We start from the raw sequence: 21,513 nt of genomic DNA, 5'->3' as shown, positions 1-21,513 counted from the left end.
ATAATTGATTTAAAATGTAAAGAGGTGTATAATGCACCTCTTTTTTAGTTTATAAAAAAGGAAAAATATAACGTAATCGTTAGTTGAATAAATTGGACTCTTGCAAATGAGGTAGTGCTCTCTATATACCATCTTATTTTTAAGGATGAGATGATAAAATGATGCGCTGAAACTTAAAGTGGTAAGAGAGTTAGAATGAGTTATATAATATTGTATATATATTTTAGGTGAAGTGAGTAGAGAAAAATAAAGAGTATAGTGTAAAGGAGTGAATGAATTGCGTTGTCCATCCTGTTCTCATAATGGTACAAGAGTGTTAGATTCGCGTCCGGTAGACGAGGGGCGCTCTATTCGAAGAAGGAGAGAGTGTGAAAGCTGCTTAAGTCGCTTTACGACCTTTGAAAGGGTAGAAGAGTCACCTCTTATCGTTGTAAAAAAAGAAGGCACACGAGAAGAGTTTAATAAAGAAAAGATTTTACGCGGTTTAATTAAAGCGTGTGAAAAAAGACCAGTATCTTTAAGACAATTAGAAGAAGTAACACAAAGCGTGGAACGTGAACTGCGTAATTTAGGTATATCAGAAGTGAAAAGTGATATGATTGGTGAAATTGTTATGGAAGAACTGCGCGATATTGATGATGTTGCTTACGTACGTTTTGCTTCTGTATATCGTCAATTTAAAGATTTAAATGTATTTATTGAAGAATTAAAAGATATACTGCAAAAAGAAAGAGAGTAGAAGTTGTATTTTATTCTCTTTACATACCGTAAGTAATAGGATAAGAGAGCTAGAAGCGCAAGCTAATAGCTCTTTTTCACTAAGAATTTATATAATGAAGATAGAACGAATGAAGTAGAGGATAGATTGGATGAGAGAAAGGAAAAGCAAGAATGGAAAAACAGTCATGGATGGAGCTATTGCCGATTGATCGTTATAAAGTAAGTGCGAAAGGGCTACTGCACAATTACGACCGAAAAGTGTTAACGATGTTGTATCAGCCGTTAATAGGTAGTAGAGCTTTTAGCTTATACATGACACTATGGGGAGAGCTAGAGCAAGATCGTGTATTTGGAAAAGAGAATACGCATCATTCCCTTATGGTGACTATGCAAATGCAACTTCCTGAAATATATGAGGAACGAGTAAAGTTAGAGGCAATTGGGCTATTGAAGGTTTATATTAAGAAAGAAAAAGATATTCGAATGTTCATATATGAGTTGCAACCACCTTTATCTCCGAAGCAGTTTTTTGATGATATTGTTTTAAGTATCTTTTTATATAATCGATTGAGCCGGACAAAATATAATCAAGTAAAGCAATATTTCTTAGAAGAAGAATTTGATTTTGCTTCTTATGAAAATGTTACGCGTTCTTTCAATGATGTGTTTGGTTCGTTTAATCCAGGACAGCTTGAGCATGCGCAAGAAGACCTTCGTATTCCAAAAACGACAACTATGCCAAGTAACGAGAAGGGAGACGCTCCGAAAGTTTGGAATGATTTCTTTGATTTCTCTTTATTTGTAGATGGATTGTCCGCTCTTGTTCCTAAAAAGGCGATTACAGATCAAGTGAGAGACTGCGTTATAACACTTGCTTACGTGTATGGTGTAGATGTGTTATCGATGCAAAATATCGTTCTTGGTGCAGTGACAGAGATGCAAACAATTGATATGGAAAGGCTTAGAAAAGGAGCGCGCGATTGGTATCAATTTGAAAATGGTCAAGCATTACCGGTATTAAGTGAAAGAGTACAGCCTCATGCTGCACGTACGATGAAAGAGAAAGAGCCTTCATCGCAAGAGGAGATGCTAATAAAGCAGCTAGAGGAAATCTCGCCAAAACAACTATTGAAAGAGATTTCTGGTGGTGCAGAGGCAACGAAAGCGGATTTGCAGATCGTTGAAGATGTCATGATTAATCAAAAATTGACACCAGGAGTTGTGAATGTACTTATTTATTACGTTATGCTACGCTCAGATATGAAACTTGCGAAAACGTATGTCGAGAAGATTGCTGGGCATTGGGCACGTAAAAAGGTCGGGACAGTAGCGGAAGCGATGGCGTTAGCGAAAGAAGAGAACCGTCAATATCAAGAGTGGGCTGAGACGAAGAAAAAAGGCCGTACGGTGAAGAAAACGGTGCGGAAAGAAATGGTACCAGATTGGCTTAAGGAAGAAGAGCCGAAAGAACAAGAGAAAGAAACAGTGAAGAAAGATGTAAGTGTAGAAAAAGATGCAAGTACGCTAGAAGATGAACGAAAACGACTAGAAGAAGTGTTAAAAAAATATAAGCGTGATTAATAGAAGAGAATGAACGCTCTTTGAGGTGAGAAAATGGAGCATATTCAAAATTCATTTGCAAAATTAATGGAAAATGAAAACTTTAAAAATAGATATGAAGTATTAAAGGCAGAAGTAATGGCGCATCCGCGTGTGAAAGAATTTATAGACGAACATAAGGGTGAAGTAACGACTTCTATGATTGAGCGCAGTCTTGTGAAGTTATATGAATATATTGGACAAAGTGTAGGTTGCGTGGATTGTCCGGATTTAGGTTCATGTAAAAATATGCTGCAAGGTTACGAGCCAAAGCTTGTTATTCAAGGGAAGATGATTGATATTCAATACGATCGCTGCGTTAGAAAAGTAGCGCATGACGAGAGAAAGAAATATGAAAAACTCGTTCAAAGTGTATATATGCCAACGGATATTTTACAGGCAACTATGGAAAACTTAGACCCTTCTGATTTAAATGCACGTATCGATGCGATTGGTGCAGCGAATGAATTTTTAAGTACATATGAACCAGGTAAAAAAGCACAAGGTTTATATTTGTACGGTAAATTTGGTGTAGGAAAAACGTACCTTTTAGGAGCAATAGCGAACGAGCTTGCTCGAAAGAAAATAAGTTCGATGCTCGTATACTTCCCGGAATTTTTACGTGAAATTAAAAGTTCAATTCAAGATAATTCGATTGGTGAAAAGATTGATGCGGTTAAACGCGTACAAGTTTTAATGTTAGACGATATCGGGGCAGAAGCGATGTCAAGCTTTGTGCGTGACGATGTGCTTGGTGCAATCTTGCAATTCCGTATGTTAGAAAACTTACCGACGTTCTTTACGTCTAATTTTGATTTTAAACAACTGGAACACCATTTAACGTATACGCAGCGTGGTGAGGCTGAAGAAATGAAGGCAGCACGTATTATGGAGCGAATTAAATATTTAGCGAAACCAATTCCAATTGGTGGGAAAAACCGTCGTCATAAGTAAAAGAGCAAGCTGAGAAGCTTGCTCTTTTGTATTATAGTGATATTTTCTTTTCAAATATGAGGTCGAAATATTCAGGTTGTCCAGAACTGCCAATCGTAGGGGCAACAATCTGTACGAACCTCCAGCCATCTCTAGCATGTTCTTGAATAATTTCTTGGTAGTCTTCAGCTGGTTTTGAGCGAGTGCCCCCAATGTAATTCGACTTTTACGAATTTATATTCAATCATTCAGATGCATAATTTTATTGATAAGTAAAGTATACAATAAAAATTCATAGTAGCTTGTATCATTTTTTTCTCCCTCCCTTAATATATATAAAATTAGCAAGCCATATTGAGTGGATTTTCTAACAATAGGAAATGTGATTCTACTAAGAGTGAACTTCACGCGGGACGGACTCTTATAGGATTTGTAACGTATAGATACAGTCCTTTAGAGCGGGGATAAAAGGGGGGACAAAAGTGATTGAAATTTGCTTCGAAGAAAAAAATGATGCTATGCACGTATATAGACAATTGCTGAAAAGAGCGGAAGTATTATATAAGGAAACGAGTGTGTATTTACAGGAGCAAAAAGTGGTGATTCACATACCAGTACGTGAATCGAATTATATTGAAAAGATCTTATTGCCAGTAATGGTGTATTTCATTGTGAATGTGAAACAAAATGAGTGGATTTATACGATTTTAAAAGAAAAGTTTTTTTATGAAGAACAAGAAGAGTGTCATCAAATATTGCACATGGCACATGAGATTTTAAAGGGAAGAAGAAAAGGTGTAGCTCAGGATTTAACGCGTAACGCATTTGAGTCATATATTAAGTCTTCTTTAAACAATTGGCTTTGTGATCCGCTCTCATTCTCGTTTTCATCATATATCCGTTTTCGTCTTCGTACATATAGGGAAATGGTGGCTAAACTTGCGGAAGTGGCAATTGATGAATATAAGATGGAGCAAGAATACCAAATGTTCATTGAGACGCTTCGGCAACAAGTAAGCAGCCGTAAATCACGTTTGTCTTGTGTGCATCTTATTTTTGATGAAAGCTTTATCTTTTATGATGATAAAGGTAGACGTTTAAAACAGGAGAAGTTGGTCCAATATATAGATGAGGAATTGTTAAAGCAAAATGATGTATATATTGATACGAAAGTAATTGCGCCGCTTCTTTCTATTTCGCCCAAAAAGATTTATTTATATACGAAAGAACAAGATCATAATATGATTATTACTTTGCGAAATGTGTTCCAAGAACGGGTCCAATTACATGGATTACATGATTTTGAGCGCAATGTGAAAAATTTAAAAAATAAAGGTAACGCCCTTGATTTTCTAAGTTTTTGAGCATATAATTACCTACATAAATGAAATATATTGAAATGTCATGATGAGGACATGAGTAGTTTTCTACGATTTTCAGAGAGGGAAGCCTTAGGGTGTGAGCTTCCTAGTACGGGATTATTACTTACCACCTCTAAACTTTAGCAGTGAACGGTTTTTCTAGTAATTGCTAACGGACAACACCGTTATGTTGAACTTGAGCAATTAACAATTATGTTAATTGGAACAAGGGTGGAACCACGAATTCAACACTCGTCCCTTTTTACGGGATGAGTGTTTTTTATTTTGAGAAAAAGAGGAGTGACCAGTGATGGCAGATGTAGTTAAAATTACTTTCCCTGATGGAGCTGTGAAGGAGTTTCCAAAAGGCGTAACAACTGAAGAAATCGCAGCTTCTATTAGCCCAGGCTTAAAGAAAAAAGCTGTAGCTGGAAAATTAAATGATGAGATGATCGATCTTGTTACACCAATCGAAGAAGATGGTGCAGTTTCTATCATTACATTAGATTCTGAAGATGGCCTATATATTTTACGCCATTCAACAGCCCACCTTTTAGCACAAGCGTTAAAACGTTTATATAAAGATGTTAAGGTTGAGCTTGGCATTGGTCCAGTAATTGAAAATGGCTTCTACTACGATATTGATATGGAAGAAGCAATTACAGTTGAAGACTTCAAGAAAATCGAAAAAGAAATGCAAAAAATCGTGAACGAGAACTTAGAAATCGTTCGTCATGAAGTACCACGTGCAGAAGCAATTCGTCGCTTTGAAGAAATCGGCGATGAGTTAAAATTAGATTTAATTAACGATCTTCCAGAAGATGCAGTTATTTCAATCTATGAGCAAGGCGAATTCTTCGACCTTTGTCGTGGTGTTCACCTTCCATCTACAGGAAAAATTAAAGTGTTTAAATTATTAAGCGTTGCAGGTGCTTACTGGCGCGGCGATAGCAATAATAAAATGCTACAACGTATTTACGGTACTGCATTCGTTAAGAAAGCAGAATTAGATGAGCACTTACGTATGCTTGAAGAAGCGAAAGAGCGCGATCACCGTAAATTAGGTAAAGAATTAAAACTATTTACTAATAGCCAAAAAGTAGGACAAGGTTTACCACTTTGGTTACCAAAAGGTGCAACAATCCGCCGCATTATCGAGCGTTACATCGTTGATAAAGAAGCAAGCTTAGGCTATGATCACGTATATACTCCAGTACTAGGAAGCAGAGAGCTTTATGAAACTTCTGGTCACTGGAACCACTACCGTGATGGCATGTTCCCATCAATGGAAATGGATAACGAAGAATTAGTTCTTCGTCCAATGAACTGTCCTCATCATATGATGGTTTATAAAAATGATATTCACAGCTACCGTGAATTACCAATCCGTATTGCAGAACTTGGAACAATGCACCGTTATGAAATGTCAGGTGCGTTATCTGGATTGCAACGTGTACGCGGAATGACTTTAAACGATGCGCACATTTTCGTTCGTCCAGATCAAATTAAAGAAGAGTTAAAACGTGTTGTAAACTTAACTCTAGAAGTGTACAAAGATTTCGGTTTAGAGAACTACTCATTCCGTCTATCTTACCGCGACCCAGCAGATACTAAAAAGTATTATGCGGATGATGAGATGTGGGAAAAAGCACAAGGTATGTTAAAAGAAGCTATGGATGAAATGGGTCTTGATTACTATGAAGCTGAAGGTGAAGCGGCATTCTACGGTCCAAAACTTGATGTTCAAGTTCGTACTGCTCTTGGAAAAGACGAAACACTTTCAACTGTACAATTAGACTTCTTACTTCCAGAACGCTTTGAATTATCATACGTTGGTGAAGACGGTAAACAACATCGTCCAGTTGTAATTCACCGTGGTGTTGTATCAACTATGGAACGTTTTGTAGCCTTCTTAATTGAAGAATACAAAGGTGCATTCCCAACATGGTTAGCTCCAGTTCAAGTACAAGTAATTCCAGTTTCTCCGCAAGTACATTTAGACTATGCGAAGAAAGTACAAGACGAATTGCGTCGTGCTGGTATCCGTGTTGAATTAGACACTCGTGAAGAGAAGATCGGTTACAAAATCCGTGAAGCACAAATGCAAAAAATTCCGTACATGCTTGTAGTAGGTGACAATGAAGTAACTGAAAACGGCGTAAACGTACGTAAATATGGTGAACAAAAATCAGAAACAATCGCATTAGATGCTTTTGTTGACATGATTAAAGTAGAAGGAAAACGATAAGAAAAAGCCGCGGTATACCGCGGCTTTTTTATGTAATATACTTGAGAAAAATTAGAAAAAATAACCATGTAACACTTATCATAAAAAAGTATTGCAAGTATGTTAGTTGTTTGTTACAATGTTTCTTGTTGTTAGTAAAACACATCGCGTCTTCTTGACAGACGTCATGTCCTATGATAAACTCATCAAGGATAATAGAATATTGTTTTGTGGAACAAGTAGAAGCACCCGCTTCTCACCTGATGGACGCATTCGCAGTTAACAGGTAAATGTATTTCTTACTTAAGATTTTACAAGTGTGGGTGTCGTATGCCCGCACTTTTTTTGTTCGGGTTCTATGACTACAAAATATGTTCTGAGAAAACCTTGGAGGTGGCTTACTATTAGCAAGGATATGATGATTAACGAGCAAATTCGTGCACGTGAAGTACGTTTAGTTGGCGCAAATGGCGATCAACTTGGAATCAAGTCTCGTAATGACGCTTTAGACTTAGCTGCAAATCTTAATCTTGATTTAGTATTAGTTGCTCCAAATGCGAAACCGCCAGTATGCCGCATTATGGACTACGGTAAATTCCGCTTTGAGCAACAGAAGAAAGAAAAAGAGCAGCGCAAAAATCAAAAAGTAATTAGCATGAAAGAAGTTCGTTTAAGTCCAACAATTGATGAACACGACTTTAACACAAAACTTCGTAATGCTATCAAGTTTTTAGAGAAAGGCGACAAGGTTAAAGCGTCAATTCGCTTTAAAGGACGTGCCATTACTCATAAAGAAATCGGTCAACGTGTTTTAGATCGCTTCTCAGAAGCTTGTGCTGAAGTTAGTACAGTTGAATCTAAGCCTAAAATGGAAGGACGCAGTATGTTCTTAGTTTTAGCACCGAAAAACGATAAGTAATAGATAGAGGAGGAAATACCTATGCCTAAACAAAAAACTCATCGCGGCGCTGCAAAGCGTTTCAAAAAGACTGGATCAGGTAAACTGAAACGTTCTCACGCTTACACAAGCCATTTATTCGCTAACAAATCTACAAAAGCTAAACGTAAACTACGTAAAGCTGGTGTAGTAAGCGCTGGTGACTTCAAACGCATTCGTCAAATGCTTGACAACTTAAAATAAGTTCGGCTGATATATAGAACAATTAGGAGGTAATATTATGCCAAGAGTAAAAGGTGGTACAGTTACTCGTCAACGTCGTAAAAAAGTAATTAAATTAGCAAAAGGTTACTACGGTTCAAAAAATACATTATTCAAGGTTGCTAACCAACAGGTTATGAAATCTCTAATGTATGCATTCCGTGACCGCCGTCAAAAGAAACGTGACTTCCGTAAATTATGGATTACACGTATCAACGCAGCAGCTCGTATGAATGGTCTTTCTTACAGCCGCTTAATGCACGGTCTTAAAAATGCTGGCATCGAAGTTAACCGCAAGATGCTTGCTGACTTAGCTGTTCATGACGAAAAAGCTTTCGCTGAATTAGCAACAGTTGCAAAAAACAACATTAACTAATTAATTAGTTGAAACCTTAGAAGAATTTTCTTCTAAGGTTTTTTTATTTGTATTCAAATAGAAGTTAGAAGTGAAAGAAATTCTAAAGATTAACGGCTATGTCGTTATCAATATGACAAAATCAATATAAAAGTTATAGCAGTATAGAAGAATATACATATGAAGTCAGGAGAATACTCCTGGCTTTTTTCAATTCTGCTCGTTTGGAAAGAAGAGTATCTTTCCTAGCCGAAACGACACTGCTATAATGGAAAGATGATATGGAACTTTCATCAGATGAACAATTTAAGAGTGATGACTGAAACGTATTTGTAAATTAAGGACAAGCTATTTTATAAAGAGGTAGATAGCTGACTTATTCATAAGAACTGAAACATAATAATGAACTTTGAGATGAAACAACATTGTTGCGTAAAATGCGATGTTGGAGGAGGACAATAGAATGGACTTACTACAACTATTTAAATTACAAAAAGAATTAGATGACCGTATTGCAAAAGAACATGACTTACAACCGAAAAAATTGTTAAAAGAAAAAATGTTAGCTCTTCTTGTAGAAATTGGAGAACTTGCAAATGAAACACGTTGTTTTAAATATTGGAGCAACAAACCAGCTTCGGAACGTGAAGTAATATTAGAAGAATACGTAGATGGTTTGCATTTTATTTTATCAATCGGCATTGATTTAGGTATTGATAAAAACTTCCTATTCTATAAATGTGCACAAACGAATAAAACACAAGTGGAAATTTTCTTAGACACATATGCGAAAGTAATTCGTTTTACAGATCAACCATCTATTACAAACTATATTGAATTATTTACGAGCTACCTTCGACTCGGACAAGCACTTGAATTTGAGCAAGAAGAGATTGAAAAAGCATATTTAGATAAAAATGAAGTAAATCATCAGCGTCAAACACAAGGATACTAATTTAATTTTTGAATATTTCAATTTAATTATTGTATAATGAATTGACTGAAGAAAAAGGAGGGTGTTGGCAATGACAAAATTAGACGCGACATTGACAATGCTAAAAGAATTAACGGATGCACGTGGTATTGCTGGTAACGAACGTGAACCACGTGAAGTAATGAAGAAATATATCGAGCCGTTTGCGGACGAACTTTCTACTGATAATTTAGGGAGTTTAGTTGCGAAAAAAGTAGGGGAAGAAAACGGCCCGAAAATTATGGTTGCAGGTCATTTAGATGAAGTTGGATTTATGATTACACAAATCGATGACAAAGGTTTCCTTCGCTTCCAAACGGTTGGTGGCTGGTGGTCACAAGTTATGCTTGCGCAACGCGTGACGATTGTAACGCGTAAAGGAGATGTAACAGGTGTAATTGGTTCAAAACCACCGCACATCTTACCTCCAGAAGCTCGTAAAAAGCCAGTTGAAATTAAAGACATGTTCATCGATATCGGTGCTTCTAGCCAAGAAGAAGCGATGGAGTGGGGCGTACGACCAGGAGATCAAGTTGTACCTTACTTTGAATTCCAAGTGATGAAGAATGAAAAAATGTTACTTGCAAAAGCATGGGATAACCGAATCGGTTGTGCAATTGCAATTGACGTATTAAAACAATTAAAAGATGAAAAGCATCCAAACGTTGTATACGGCGTTGGAACTGTACAAGAAGAAGTCGGTCTTCGTGGCGCAAAAACATCTGCGAATTATATTAAACCAGATATCGCGTTCGCAGTAGATGTTGGTATCGCTGGAGATACACCAGGTGTAACGTCAAAAGAAGCGCAAAGTAAAATGGGCGATGGACCACAAATCATTTTATATGATGCTTCTGTTATTGGACATACAGGTTTACGTGATTTCGTAGTTGATGTTGCTGATGAATTACAAATCCCGTATCAATATGATTCGGTAGCGGGCGGAGGAACGGATGCGGGTGCGATTCACATTGCTATAAATGGTATTCCTTCTATGGCAATTACAATTGCAACGCGCTATATCCATTCTCATGCGGCAATGTTACACCGTGATGATTATGAAAATGCAGTGAAGTTAATTGTAGAAGTTATTAAACGTCTTGATAAAGAGGCTGTACATAACATTACATTTAATTAATAGAAAAAGCGAAGGAGATTCTCCTTCGCTTTTTTATGTTTTAAAAAGGCCGTTCTAATCCTGCTGCAGTATGAGCGCCTAAAATAATTAAACGAGTTAATTGCATCGCCATAAAATGCGGAGTATATATCATTCCTCTTTTTAACCATGACATAATCATTCCGATGTGAGCCCCTGTCACATAACTAATCAAAATATCACGAGGAACCATAAGATCTTCATCATCTGGTTGTGAAATAGACAAGCTTAATGTTAAATGCACTTGTATTGTTTTCATCATTTTATAAGAGTAGTTTCCGGCAGCTTTATCCCCAAGCATAACGTTATAAAAGTTTACATTTTCTGCGATATGTTCGAATAAAGCCAAAAATGTAGGGTGAGGTGAATCGAATGTAAGTTGAAAATCTTCTTTATTTCTATTTTTCGGTTTAATTACTTCTGCTAGCTTCTCTAACATTTCTTCAATACTTTTGTCTAATAGGTCATATTTATCATGGTAATGGCTATAAAATGTAGCGCGATTTACAGGAGCGCGTTCTGCAATATGTTGAACAGTTACATTTTCAAAGCCTTTTTCGCCTACTAAAGCGACAAAAGCATCCTGAATGAGTTGTCTCGTTCGCTTTACACGTGGATCATTTGTATTTTTAATAGACATTTTTCTTCTCCTCGTTTAATTTTCTATACTTAAACAACATATTGGTATTATATTGTTGTTTAAGCGACATTTCATACGTAAATTGTCGGTTGTAGATTCAAAATAATTATTTATAATTATAAACGATAGTCCTTCAGAAATCAGCACCGCTCGCAGGTAGATAAATTTCGATTTATGCTGCAGATGGTGTGATTTTTTTGTTAAAAGGTTAATATAATTAACAATTAAACAATCTAAACAATAAGGACATAAATAGTTTAGAAAAAAATTATATGCGATATAAGGAGAGGAATGCAATGAATCAGTTTCGAAGAATGGTAATTATCAACATTATCACATTAATTGTACTAGTTGGCGGCGGTATTGGCGGTTATTACTATTACAACCAAACGGAAAATTACTTAAAAACAGACAATGCAAAGATTGATGGAAAGGTAATTCCGGTTGCTTCACCAGTGGCAGGTAAACTAACTGACTGGAAAGCTGAAGTAGGAAAAAATTATAATGAGAACGATAAACTAGGTACTGTTACTGTAGCGGCAGCTAATGGAGAACAAACAGTAGATGTAACAATTCCACAAAATGCAACGGTTGTACAATCAAACGCAACAACAAATGCTTTCGTTGGAGCTGGTAGCCCGATTGCTTACGCATTCGATATGAACAATTTATGGGTAACAGCAAACATTGAAGAAACAGATGTTGATGATGTTCAAAAAGGTCAAGATGTAGATGTGTATGTAGATGCATACCCAGATACAACGTTAACAGGAAAAGTAGAACAAGTTGGCTTAACAACAGCGAATACATTCTCTATGTTGCCATCAAGCAACGCAACAGCGAACTATACGAAAGTAACACAAGTAGTACCAGTTAAAATTTCTTTAGACCATAGCAAATCAGTAAATATTGTTCCTGGCATGAATGTGACAGTTCGTATTCATAAGTAAGGGGGAGATGAGATGTCCTCAATTGTAATTGCAGGATATGCACTATTTTGTATAATCGTCTTCTTCCTTGTAAATCGTCTTTTACGAAAGAAAAAAACGAAAATGGGAGAAGAACAAGTCCCAACCGTAAGTAAAATAGAAGTAAGTAAAGTTGAAACAGAAGAGAAAGAAATTGAACGAAAGCAAGAATCGGAAATTTCTAATGTAGTTGAGTTAGAAACAGGAAAGCAAGAAGAAGGAAAGCAAGAAGAAGTAAAACAAGAAAAAGAAGTGCCGAAAAAACAAATGTCTACGCCTGTAGAGAATGTGAATGTAAAAGCAGTTGTAGCTGTATTAATTCTCGGCATGTTCGTTTCTATTTTAAACCAAACAATCATTAACGTTGCATTACCTCCGTTAATGAATGAATTTAACGTATCAACTTCAACAGCACAATGGTTAATTACAGGCTTCATGCTTGTAAATGGTATTTTAGTACCGATTAGTGCCTTTTTAGTTTCACGATTTACGTATCGTAAATTATTCGTAGCCGCAATGTTATTCTTTACGGTAGGATCTATCATTTGTGCTACTTCAGGAAACTTTACAATGATGATGACAGGCCGTGTAATTCAAGCAGTTGGTGCGGGTATTTTAATGCCGGTTGGTATGAATATCTTCATGACATTATTCCCGCCTCATAAACGCGGAGCAGCGATGGGGTTACTAGGTGTAGCAATGATTTTAGCACCAGCTATCGGACCAACTGTAACAGGTTGGGTGATTGAAAATTATAGCTGGAATGTAATGTTCTATGCGATGTTTATTATCGGTTTAATTATTACGTTCCTATCTTTAAAATTCTTTACACTAGCTCAGCCAGTGTCTAAAACGAAATTAGATATATTCGGTGTGGTTAGTTCAAGTATTGGACTAGGAAGCTTATTGTACGGATTTAGTGAAGCTGGAAATAATAGTTGGACTAGTGCAGAAGTCATTATTTCACTTGTTATCGGTGTAATTGGTTTAGCGTTATTTATTTGGAGAGAGTTAACAACGGACAATAAAATGCTTGATTTACAAGTATTTAAATATCCAGTATTTACTTTTACTTTAGTAATTAACGCAATCGTAACGATGGCACTATTTGGAGGTATGTTATTACTTCCAGTATATCTGCAAAACATTCGTGGCTTTACGCCAATTGAATCTGGTTTACTACTTCTTCCAGGATCATTAATTATGGGAATCATGGGACCAGTAGCGGGTAAATTATTCGATAAATATGGCATTCGTCCATTAGCGATAATTGGATTGGCAATTACGACGTATGCGACATATGAATTTACAAAATTATCGATGGATACACCGTATAGCGTTATTATGACGGATTATATTATACGTTCAATTGGTATGTCATTCATTATGATGCCAATTATGACAGCTGGTATGAACGCACTGCCGATGAAATTAATTTCTCACGGTACAGCAACGCAAAATACGTCAAGACAAGTAGCTGGTTCAATCGGAACAGCGATTTTAATCACACTTATGACGCAACAAACAACTGCTCACGTAGCAGATTACGGCAATATGTTAACAACATCCAACCCAATTTTAGTTGATAAAGTACACGGCATGGGCCAAAGCTTAGCGGCCTTAGCTGGATCGGCTCAAGCAGGAGATGCGATGAGCACACAACTATTATATGGACAAATTTCAAAGCTATCTGCAATTAACGGTATTAACGATGCCTTCTTAATCGCAACGATACTAGCAGGTATCGCTTGGGTGTTATCGTTCTTCTTACAATCAGGCAATAAACCAAATAGAAAAGCAGGGAATTAATTTCCCTGCTTTTTTGTGCTTTTTTATGCAGTAACATATAAAAGATGATAACCAGTTATGGAGCACAGCCCTGTTATAAACAAAATCGTCCCCATAGAACAAATACTCGATATTTGCCTGCCGCTTATAATAGCTAATAGTCCAGCTAAAGAGAACAGGCACCAATATAAAGTTCCCGAAATTGGAACCACCTCCTCTAAATCTATTCCAGAACCTATACAAACGATAGGAACAACGATAAGCGATATGCTAATGAAACCAGCAATAATTAAAAAAATACCAATGCTGAATTGGCATAACATTAAAGTAAGAGCTAAAATCATCCAAGTTAATATTCCGAACACTTCTGTATTACCTGCGATTTGTGGGTTTCGAAAAAAGTTATATATAGAATCAATCACCTACAGACATGAGTACCCAGAAGATAACCCCTAATATTCCAATGGTAAAAATAATGAATCCCATATTACGTATACTTTTAATTTTTGCTTGGAATCCACTTATCCCTGCTAATAATCCAGTTAAAGAAAATAGGGCCCAGTAAAGAGCAGTTGGAATGGGGAAGATTGTATCCATATTAATTCCTATACTTAAAAAAACAAAAGGTAGTGTGACAAAGGATAGGCTAAGTAGCCCCATTAAACCAACGAGTAATTTCCGATATTTAATTCCTGTTACTATTAAAAAAATACCACCAGCAATCCCGCATAGTAAGAGAAGTGGCGTGAAAAGCATCCAAATAACACTGAACATATGTAAACTCCTTTATATGAATTAAGTTATATTTTACTACATGAGGTTTATTTTGGATATTATTAATAAATATGTATAAATTGATAGAGATGAGAAGTGATCATACGAATTAATAAAAGAGGTATCGTGAGGATACCTCTTTCTAATTCAAGAATGCCAACAAATTATTCATAATATGAAATAACATAGCTGGAATAATGGATTTTGTTTTTTTACATAAAATAGCCATTAATAATCCCATGAAGAAAGTAATGACCATTACCCCAAGTGAGTATGTATGAGCGATACCGAAGAAGAAGCTTGTTATAATCGCTGCAATCCAAAATGGAAAGCGTTCTGAGAAAAAGCGAAGTATAAAGCCACGGAAAATAAGCTCTTCAAAAATTGGTGTGAGTATTGCAAAGCCGAGAAGTAATAATATTTCATATTGCTTAAAGACATCTAAGTTTAGTGCGGAAGATTGCTGCTTTGTTGCGTCTTGGAACACATAATTTAACAAGATGTAATTGAGTAAAATGTTTATAGCGAAGAAAAGAAGTAAGTATACGTATGTACGCCATTCTTTCAGTGCTTTAAAGTTAAATGATTGTAGTAGTAATTTTTTTGCGGGTTCGAATTTAAAAATGAAGAATAACAACACGGCTAGCTGTAATACAATACTTGCAGTATTTACGATAGATTCATACAGGGCAATTTGTTTTTTATCTGTAAGACCGGCTGTATAAATTGTTAAGGGCATTGCGAGGAACACAGTAATAAGTCCGGTTCCGAAAAAAGCGAATACAACGGAGCTAATAAATTGTCCCCATGACATAGAGTATTTCTGTTCATTAGAAAGTTGTGTAGCGGGTTGCATATGTAGAATCACCTCTTTATATTTGTATATTTAATTATAAGGCATTTTGTTTTCAGGCGTAATATTTAAATATTACATATAAAGGTGTATTTTCCACAAAATAACAAAAGAGGTATCACCCTGTAGTGATGCCTCTTTCTCATTGATAACTATGTTCTGTCTTGTTATTCAATTTTGCTTGCTCTATTTGCAATTCACGCTCTACCAATCGATCTAATTGCTGAATTGCTTTAAGTGCTTTTTCATAAGAAATTGTTCGATAATGATGCGCTCCGCCCGGTTCTTCATCTGCTTCATCTGCCCATTTAATAATATTTTGAAGAGATGTTCTTTCAATTTCTTGTTCCACTAAGAAAGAATCTGTATGAAGAAGAATTGCAATAGAAATTTCTTTTGCTAGTTTTGGATGTTCTCCTAATCTAATAAGTAATTTATGTGCTCTTTCAGCGCCTTTAATTGCATGGATATCATTCTTTTTATATAAGTCATAATCCCATTCGCCGCCTGTGTACCACGTATGATGTCCGATATCATGAAGGAAGCCAGCTTTTGTGGCAGCATCGACTGAGGCGTGATGCTTTTTGGCTAGGTGAAACGCATGGTAAGCGACAGCGATCGCGTGGACCATTCCAGAACGGTTTACGTATTTTTGTGTAATGTGGTGTTTAAAAATTTGTTCAAGCGTAATACGGTGCATAAAACATTCACTCCTTTTATCTTATGGTGTATATGAAGAAAAATCGATCGGTTTAAATGTATTTTGAACATTGTACTCCATCATAGTTCGTTAGTAAAGTAGAAATGTTTAGGAGAAGAAAAAAATTTTCCGCAAAAAAATCACCTTAGCTGATGCAAAGGTGATTTTGAAATTGCTTATTTTTTTAATCCTTGCTCTAGTGTTTCTAACATTTCGTGCTTTTCATTTTCATCAGCGTTTTTCCAAATGACTTCAAATAAAACGCCAAGACCTGGAAGCATTTTTTCTTCACCGCTTTGAATTGCATCGACGATTGTTTCTTGTAATTGATCTTGTGAATTTCCAGACACATTCGCTAATACGGCACCGCGTAAATTAAAACTCATTGCTTTCACCTCTTCTTCAGAATTGAAACTGACGTTAGTTTTTGTTCTTTTTTATGTAAATATGTATGAAAAATAGGCTATAATGATAAGACAAGAAGAGAGGGAAATACATATTATGAAAAACATTGATTCAGTACAAAATCCGCGTGTAAAGCAGTGGAAAAAGCTGCAAACGAAAAAAGAACGCGATAAAAAAGGTTTATTTTTTGTAGAAGGATTCCACTTAGTCGAGGAAGCTTTGAAGGCAGGAATTGTAACGGAACTTATCGTTTCAGATCAGACAGACCTTCCGAAAGATTGGACAGTTAATGATGTGGAAATGTATATCGTACCTGAGGCGATTGTCAAAATACTTCGTGAAACAGAAACGACACAAGGTGTATTTGCTGTTTGTGAGAAGCATGAGAAAGAAGTAGCTCTTACTGATGGGAAATTCCTTTTATTAGATGGCCTGCAAGACCCAGGTAATTTAGGAACAATTATTCGTACAGCTGATGCAGCTGGTATTCACGCCGTTGTGCTTGGAGAAGGTTGTGTTGATGTTTATAATAGTAAAGTACTCCGCTCTACACAAGGCTCTATTTTCCACTTACCAATTGTAAAAGGGAACTTAGAAGAATGGGTAGACAAGTTAAAAGAAAATAACGTTCCTGTATATGGAACAGCTCTTGAAAATGGAGTTCCGTATGGTGAAGTAACGCCGGCTGGCAGTTTTGCATTAATTGTAGGAAATGAAGGGAACGGCGTACGCCAAGAAATTCTTGCAAAAACGGATCAAAACTTGTATATTCCGATTTACGGCGGGGCAGAATCATTAAATGTTGCGGTTGCAGCAGGGATTTTAACGTATTATTTGCAAAGCCCGGTTGCGAACAAATAAAAAACTTCTTATAATAAGTTGAAGTACATTATATTAAAAGTTAAATAACGAAAAACGTTGATAGAGAAGAGTAACTTACAAAATCGCCATATAGGGAGAGAGTGCCGTAGACTGAAAGCATTCTTATGGTAGACGGAAGTGAATTCACCTCTGGAGTTGACGCCAGGACCATGTATATGTAAAGGCGTTCCGGTCAGAATTGATCGTTATAACTAATGAGTGGGCAGACTTGTTCTGTCAATTTAGGGTGGTACCGCGAATTTACCTCGTCCCTTTTTGGGAGCGAGGTTTTTTTATTTTTAAAATTAGGAGGGTTCCAAAATGGAAGCACGTTTAAAAGAGCTAAAGCAAAAAGCGTTAGAGCTTATTGAAGAAGCGAAAGAGCTAAAGAGCTTAAACGACGTACGCGTAGCGTATTTAGGAAAAAAAGGCCCAATTACAGAAGTATTACGCGGCATGGGAAAATTGTCAGCAGAAGAGCGTCCACGTATGGGAGCATTAGTAAATGAAGTGCGTGAAGCGATTCAAACGCGTTTAGATGACAAAATTAGTAACTTAGAAAAAGCGGTAATCGAAGCGAAATTAGCTACTGAAACAATCGATGTTACACTGCCAGGTCGTCCTGTTGAAACAGGTTGTCACCATCCGTTAACAGCTGTTGTTGAGCAAATTGAAGATGTATTCATCGGTATGGGTTATGAAGTAGCTGAAGGAACAGAAGTAGAAAAAGACTACTACAACTTCGAAGCACTAAACTTACCGAAAGATCACCCAGCACGTGATATGCAAGATACATTCTACATTACAGAAGAAACGTTACTACGTACACATACATCTTCTGTGCAAGCACGTACGATGGAAAATAATAAAGAAAAAGGCCCGATTAAAATTATTTGTCCTGGTAAAGTGTATCGCCGTGATGACGACGATGCGACGCATTCACATCAGTTCATGCAAATTGAAGGTCTTGTAATTGATAAAAACATTCGTATGAGTGACTTAAAAGGTACACTGCAAGTATTCGTGAAAAAGATGTTCGGTGAAGATCGTGAAATCCGTCTTCGTCCAAGTTTCTTCCCATTCACAGAGCCATCTGTAGAGATGGATATTTCTTGTATGATGTGTCATGGCAAAGGTTGCGGCACTTGTAAAGGAACTGGCTGGATTGAAATTCTAGGCGCAGGTATGGTTCACCCGAACGTACTTGAAATGGCTGGTTATGATTCAAAAGAATATCAAGGTTTCGCATTCGGTATGGGCGCAGAGCGTATCGCAATGTTGAAATACGGAGTAGATGACATTCGTCATTTCTATACAAATGATGTACGTTTCTTACAACAATTCAAACGAGCGTAAGGGAAGGAGAGGATAAATATGTTCGTATCATATCGTTGGTTACAAGAGTATGTAGATATTAAAGATGTAACAGCACAAGAACTAGCAGACAAAATCACGAAAAGTGGTATTGAAGTAGAAGGCGTTGAAGTATTAAATAAAGGTGTAAAAGGTGTTGTAGTTGGTCACGTATTAGAATGTGAAAAACACCCAGAAGCTGATAAATTAAGCAAATGCTTAATCGATATCGGTGAAGAAGAGCCAGTTCAAATTATTTGTGGAGCTGCTAACATTGCAAAAGGTTTAAAAGTACCAGTTGCAAAAGTTGGAGCTGTACTTCCTGGTAACTTCAAAATCAAAAAAGCAAAACTACGCGGTGAAGCTTCTCATGGTATGGTTTGTGCTCTTCAAGAGCTTGGTATTGATGGAAAGTTAGTTTCAAAAGAATACGCAGATGGTATCTTCATCTTCCCAAGTGACGCTGAAGTTGGTGCAGATGCACTTGAAATTTTAAACTTACACGATGAAGTACTTGAGCTTGGCTTAACACCAAACCGTGCAGATTGCTTAAACATGTTAGGTGTTGCTTACGAAGTAGCTGCTATTTATGGCCGCGAAGTAAAACTTCCAGCTATCGACTTACAAGAAACAGCAGAAAAAACTTCTGATTATATTTCTGTAAGCGTAGAAGCGAAAGAAGAAAACCCATTATACATTGCAAAAATGGTTAAAAACGTAAAGATTGGTCCGTCACCAATGTGGATGCAAACTCGTCTTATGGCAGCTGGCATTCGTCCAATTAGCAACGTAGTTGATATTACAAACTACATTTTAATGGAATACGGTCAACCGCTACATGCATTCGATTACGATAAATTAGGTTCAAAAGAAATCGTTGTTCGTCTTGCAAAAGAAGGCGAAAAAATTGAAACGTTAGATGATCAAGAGCGTACATTACAAAGCCACCATCTTGTAATTACAAACGGCACGAAAGCTTTAGCTGTTGCTGGTGTAATGGGCGGGGCGGATTCTGAAGTTACAAATGAGACAGTAAACGTTCTAATTGAGTCTGCATACTTTGCAGGTCAAACAGTACGTCGTACATCAAAAGACTTAGGTCTTCGTAGTGAATCAAGTGCACGTTTCGAAAAAGGAATCGACCCAACACGTACATTTGAAGCAATTCAACACGCAGCTGCTTTAATGGCGAAATATGCTGGTGGTGAAGCACTTGAAGGTGTGGTAGAAGCTGACAACTTACAAGTACAAGAGCGTACAGTATCTGTTACTGCTGAAAAAGTAAACCGTGTATTAGGTACAAATATTTCTGCGAGTGAAATGGGTACAATGTTCACAAACTTGAAATTCCCATTCACAGAAGTAGAAGGAACATTCCATGTAAATGTACCAGCACGTCGTCCTGATATTACAATTTCAGAAGACTTAGTAGAAGAAGTGGGCCGTTTATACGGTTATGACCATATTCCAGTTACATTACCTTCTGGAACGATGACTCGTGGTAAATTAACATCAGCACAAACGAAACGTCGTAAAGTACGCCGCTTCTTAGAGGGTGCTGGTTTATATGAAGCAATCACGTATTCATTAACAAGCGCTGATAAAGCGAAACAATATATGGTTGAGCCAAACGAAAAGGCGCCTGTAGGTCTTGCACTTCCAATGAGTGAAGAACGTAGCCAACTTCGTTTAAGCTTAGTACCGCAATTACTAGAAGCAGTTTCATACAATGTCGCTCGTAAAAACGACAGCGTTGCTTTATACGAGGTAGGTTCTATCTTCTTACCGACAGAAGAAGGAGAACTTCCGAAAGAAGAACAACATCTTGCAGGTGTTATGACAGGTCTTGCTCTTCACCATGCATGGCAAGGTGAGAAGAAAGTAGTAGACTTCTTCGTTGTGAAAGGTGTACTAGAAGGACTATTCGACGTGCTTGGCGTTTCAAACCAAATCACATATGCACCAGCAAAACGTGAAGGTATGCACCCAGGCCGTACAGCTGACATCGTATTGGATGGCGAAGTAATTGGTTTCATCGGTCAATTGCACCCAGAAGCAGAAAAACAATTAGATGTGAAAAATACATTCGTATTCGAACTATCTCTTGTAAAAGTATTCGGTGCAGACGCAGAAGAAACTTACTACGCAGCAATTCCACGTTTCCCATCTATGACGCGTGATATGGCTGTTGTAGTAACAAAAGAAACAAAAGCTGGTGAAATGAAGCAAGTCATTGCTGAAGCTGGCGGAGAACTTCTGAAAGATGTAACATTATTCGACTTATACGAAGGTGAAAAAATGGAAGAAGGCAAGAAATCACTTGCATTCTCTATGACTTACTTCGATGCAGAACGTACATTAACAGACGAAGAAGTAACAGAAGCACATAACCGTGTACTAACAACGGTAGAAGAGAAATTCGGTGCGGAGTTACGTAAGTAATTAGAAAATTGCCGGATTCATTCCGGCAATTTTTTTATTGGATTGGTTGTCGGACACTATCGGTAAGTCGATATATTACAAAAATCGCTCATATATTTTTTGGCATCTTGCATCTTTCTCTCGAATGTAGTACATTAATTTTAGTTTAACAAAATGAAAGACGATGATAAGGAAAAGTAGTATATACTATAATCCAAAGCGAGTCAGGGACGGTGAGAGCCTGATGAGGCGGTATATGTGAAGAAC

Annotated in this window: 21 protein-coding genes, 1 pseudogene and 4 other annotated features (1 of these 26 running past the window's edge); of the genes and pseudogenes, 15 read left to right on the top strand and 7 right to left on the bottom strand. The window is 36.9% G+C overall.

Annotated features, from left to right (window positions below; translation table 11 throughout):
* The first annotated feature begins 277 nt into the window (after window positions 1-277).
* The 3 genes from nrdR to dnaI all read left to right on the top strand — a co-directional run bounded on the left by nrdR (window position 278) and on the right by dnaI (window position 3,273).
* Entirely contained in the window at window positions 278-739 is a 462-nt protein-coding gene (gene nrdR / locus BAQ53_RS21655) for a transcriptional regulator NrdR (RefSeq protein WP_001203687.1), read from the top strand.
* A 152-nt stretch (window positions 740-891) separates the two neighbouring features.
* The gene (locus BAQ53_RS21650; protein ID WP_000415027.1) at window positions 892-2,301 is read left to right on the top strand and encodes a replication initiation and membrane attachment family protein; all 1,410 of its coding nucleotides are present in this window, start codon (window positions 892-894) and stop codon (window positions 2,299-2,301) included.
* 33 nt (window positions 2,302-2,334) lie between these two features.
* Window positions 2,335-3,273, top strand: coding sequence for a primosomal protein DnaI (gene dnaI / locus BAQ53_RS21645; protein WP_000400104.1), 939 nt, complete (start codon window positions 2,335-2,337; stop codon window positions 3,271-3,273).
* Between the two features lie 31 nt (window positions 3,274-3,304).
* Here the strand turns inward: dnaI and BAQ53_RS21640 are convergent.
* Window positions 3,305-3,500 (bottom strand): annotated as a pseudogene (locus tag BAQ53_RS21640) (DUF4177 domain-containing protein).
* 234 nt (window positions 3,501-3,734) lie between these two features.
* Here BAQ53_RS21640 and ytxC point away from each other — a divergent pair.
* The 7 genes from ytxC (at window position 3,735) to BAQ53_RS21605 (ending at window position 10,465) form a co-directional block, all read left to right on the top strand.
* A complete protein-coding gene (ytxC, locus tag BAQ53_RS21635) occupies window positions 3,735-4,616 on the top strand; it encodes a putative sporulation protein YtxC (protein WP_000569629.1) in 882 nt (293 codons plus the stop codon).
* Between the two features lie 31 nt (window positions 4,617-4,647).
* Window positions 4,648-4,876: a binding site (T-box leader), on the top strand.
* 47 nt (window positions 4,877-4,923) lie between these two features.
* On the top strand, window positions 4,924-6,861 hold the full coding sequence (thrS, locus tag BAQ53_RS21630; protein WP_000786083.1) for a threonine--tRNA ligase: 1,938 nt from the start codon (window positions 4,924-4,926) through the stop codon (window positions 6,859-6,861).
* 210 nt (window positions 6,862-7,071) lie between these two features.
* Window positions 7,072-7,192: a sequence feature (ribosomal protein L20 leader region), on the top strand.
* Between the two features lie 63 nt (window positions 7,193-7,255).
* Window positions 7,256-7,759, top strand: coding sequence for a translation initiation factor IF-3 (gene infC / locus BAQ53_RS21625; protein ID WP_000973215.1), 504 nt, complete (start codon window positions 7,256-7,258; stop codon window positions 7,757-7,759).
* Between the two features lie 21 nt (window positions 7,760-7,780).
* Complete coding sequence (rpmI, locus tag BAQ53_RS21620) at window positions 7,781-7,981, top strand: 50S ribosomal protein L35 (protein ID WP_001125945.1); 201 nt, start codon at window positions 7,781-7,783, stop codon at window positions 7,979-7,981.
* Between the two features lie 37 nt (window positions 7,982-8,018).
* Complete coding sequence (rplT, locus tag BAQ53_RS21615) at window positions 8,019-8,375, top strand: 50S ribosomal protein L20 (RefSeq protein ID WP_001138362.1); 357 nt, start codon at window positions 8,019-8,021, stop codon at window positions 8,373-8,375.
* A gap of 442 nt (window positions 8,376-8,817) precedes the next feature.
* Window positions 8,818-9,309 (top strand): dUTP diphosphatase, encoded by a 492-nt coding sequence (locus BAQ53_RS21610; protein ID WP_000365050.1) that lies wholly within the window; start codon window positions 8,818-8,820, stop codon window positions 9,307-9,309.
* A 70-nt stretch (window positions 9,310-9,379) separates the two neighbouring features.
* Window positions 9,380-10,465 carry a M42 family metallopeptidase gene (locus tag BAQ53_RS21605; protein ID WP_000163552.1) on the top strand — a complete coding sequence of 362 codons (1,086 nt, stop codon included), beginning with the start codon at window positions 9,380-9,382 and terminating at the stop codon, window positions 10,463-10,465.
* A 40-nt stretch (window positions 10,466-10,505) separates the two neighbouring features.
* Here BAQ53_RS21605 and BAQ53_RS21600 read toward each other — a convergent pair whose 3' ends face one another.
* Window positions 10,506-11,123 carry a TetR/AcrR family transcriptional regulator gene (locus BAQ53_RS21600; RefSeq protein WP_000023661.1) on the bottom strand — a complete coding sequence of 206 codons (618 nt, stop codon included), beginning with the start codon at window positions 11,121-11,123 and terminating at the stop codon, window positions 10,506-10,508.
* Window positions 11,124-11,419: 296 nt separating this feature from the next.
* On the opposite strand from BAQ53_RS21600, the gene BAQ53_RS21595 reads away from it, so the two are divergent.
* On the top strand, window positions 11,420-12,073 hold the full coding sequence (locus tag BAQ53_RS21595; protein WP_001071419.1) for an HlyD family secretion protein: 654 nt from the start codon (window positions 11,420-11,422) through the stop codon (window positions 12,071-12,073).
* A gap of 12 nt (window positions 12,074-12,085) precedes the next feature.
* A complete protein-coding gene (locus tag BAQ53_RS21590; RefSeq protein WP_000095301.1) occupies window positions 12,086-13,900 on the top strand; it encodes a DHA2 family efflux MFS transporter permease subunit in 1,815 nt (604 codons plus the stop codon).
* A gap of 23 nt (window positions 13,901-13,923) precedes the next feature.
* On the opposite strand, the gene BAQ53_RS21585 is transcribed toward BAQ53_RS21590, so the two are convergent.
* The 5 genes from BAQ53_RS21585 to sspI all read right to left on the bottom strand — a co-directional run bounded on the left by BAQ53_RS21585 (window position 13,924) and on the right by sspI (window position 16,592).
* The gene (locus BAQ53_RS21585; protein ID WP_033673112.1) at window positions 13,924-14,244 is read right to left on the bottom strand and encodes a hypothetical protein; all 321 of its coding nucleotides are present in this window, start codon (window positions 14,242-14,244) and stop codon (window positions 13,924-13,926) included.
* Window positions 14,245-14,293: 49 nt separating this feature from the next.
* Window positions 14,294-14,653: a hypothetical protein gene (locus BAQ53_RS21580; RefSeq protein ID WP_000493173.1), complete on the bottom strand. Its 360-nt coding sequence runs from the start codon at window positions 14,651-14,653 to the stop codon at window positions 14,294-14,296.
* A gap of 142 nt (window positions 14,654-14,795) precedes the next feature.
* Window positions 14,796-15,509, bottom strand: a complete 714-nt coding sequence (locus BAQ53_RS21575) for a CPBP family intramembrane glutamic endopeptidase (RefSeq protein ID WP_001182121.1) — start codon at window positions 15,507-15,509, stop codon at window positions 14,796-14,798.
* A gap of 139 nt (window positions 15,510-15,648) precedes the next feature.
* Window positions 15,649-16,206 (bottom strand): HD domain-containing protein, encoded by a 558-nt coding sequence (locus BAQ53_RS21570; protein WP_000554786.1) that lies wholly within the window; start codon window positions 16,204-16,206, stop codon window positions 15,649-15,651.
* Window positions 16,207-16,382: 176 nt separating this feature from the next.
* Window positions 16,383-16,592 carry a small acid-soluble spore protein SspI gene (gene sspI / locus BAQ53_RS21565; protein WP_000009509.1) on the bottom strand — a complete coding sequence of 70 codons (210 nt, stop codon included), beginning with the start codon at window positions 16,590-16,592 and terminating at the stop codon, window positions 16,383-16,385.
* A gap of 82 nt (window positions 16,593-16,674) precedes the next feature.
* Between sspI and BAQ53_RS21560 the strand changes: the two genes are divergently transcribed.
* The 3 genes from BAQ53_RS21560 to pheT all read left to right on the top strand — a co-directional run bounded on the left by BAQ53_RS21560 (window position 16,675) and on the right by pheT (window position 21,267).
* Window positions 16,675-17,472, top strand: coding sequence for a TrmH family RNA methyltransferase (locus BAQ53_RS21560; RefSeq protein ID WP_001986644.1), 798 nt, complete (start codon window positions 16,675-16,677; stop codon window positions 17,470-17,472).
* Between the two features lie 48 nt (window positions 17,473-17,520).
* Window positions 17,521-17,749, top strand: a binding site (T-box leader).
* Between the two features lie 44 nt (window positions 17,750-17,793).
* Entirely contained in the window at window positions 17,794-18,828 is a 1,035-nt protein-coding gene (gene pheS, locus BAQ53_RS21555) for a phenylalanine--tRNA ligase subunit alpha (protein WP_000388226.1), read from the top strand.
* 18 nt (window positions 18,829-18,846) lie between these two features.
* The gene (gene pheT, locus BAQ53_RS21550; RefSeq protein WP_046945875.1) at window positions 18,847-21,267 is read left to right on the top strand and encodes a phenylalanine--tRNA ligase subunit beta; all 2,421 of its coding nucleotides are present in this window, start codon (window positions 18,847-18,849) and stop codon (window positions 21,265-21,267) included.
* A 154-nt stretch (window positions 21,268-21,421) separates the two neighbouring features.
* Window positions 21,422-21,513, top strand: a binding site (T-box leader) (it continues 160 nt past the right edge of the window).

The organism is Bacillus sp. B25(2016b) (genome assembly GCF_001679765.1).
GTDB lineage: Bacteria > Bacillota > Bacilli > Bacillales > Bacillaceae_G > Bacillus_A > Bacillus_A thuringiensis_K.
The sequence above is the reverse complement of the archived record's forward strand: the minus strand, read 5'-3'. Positions and strand labels throughout refer to the sequence as shown.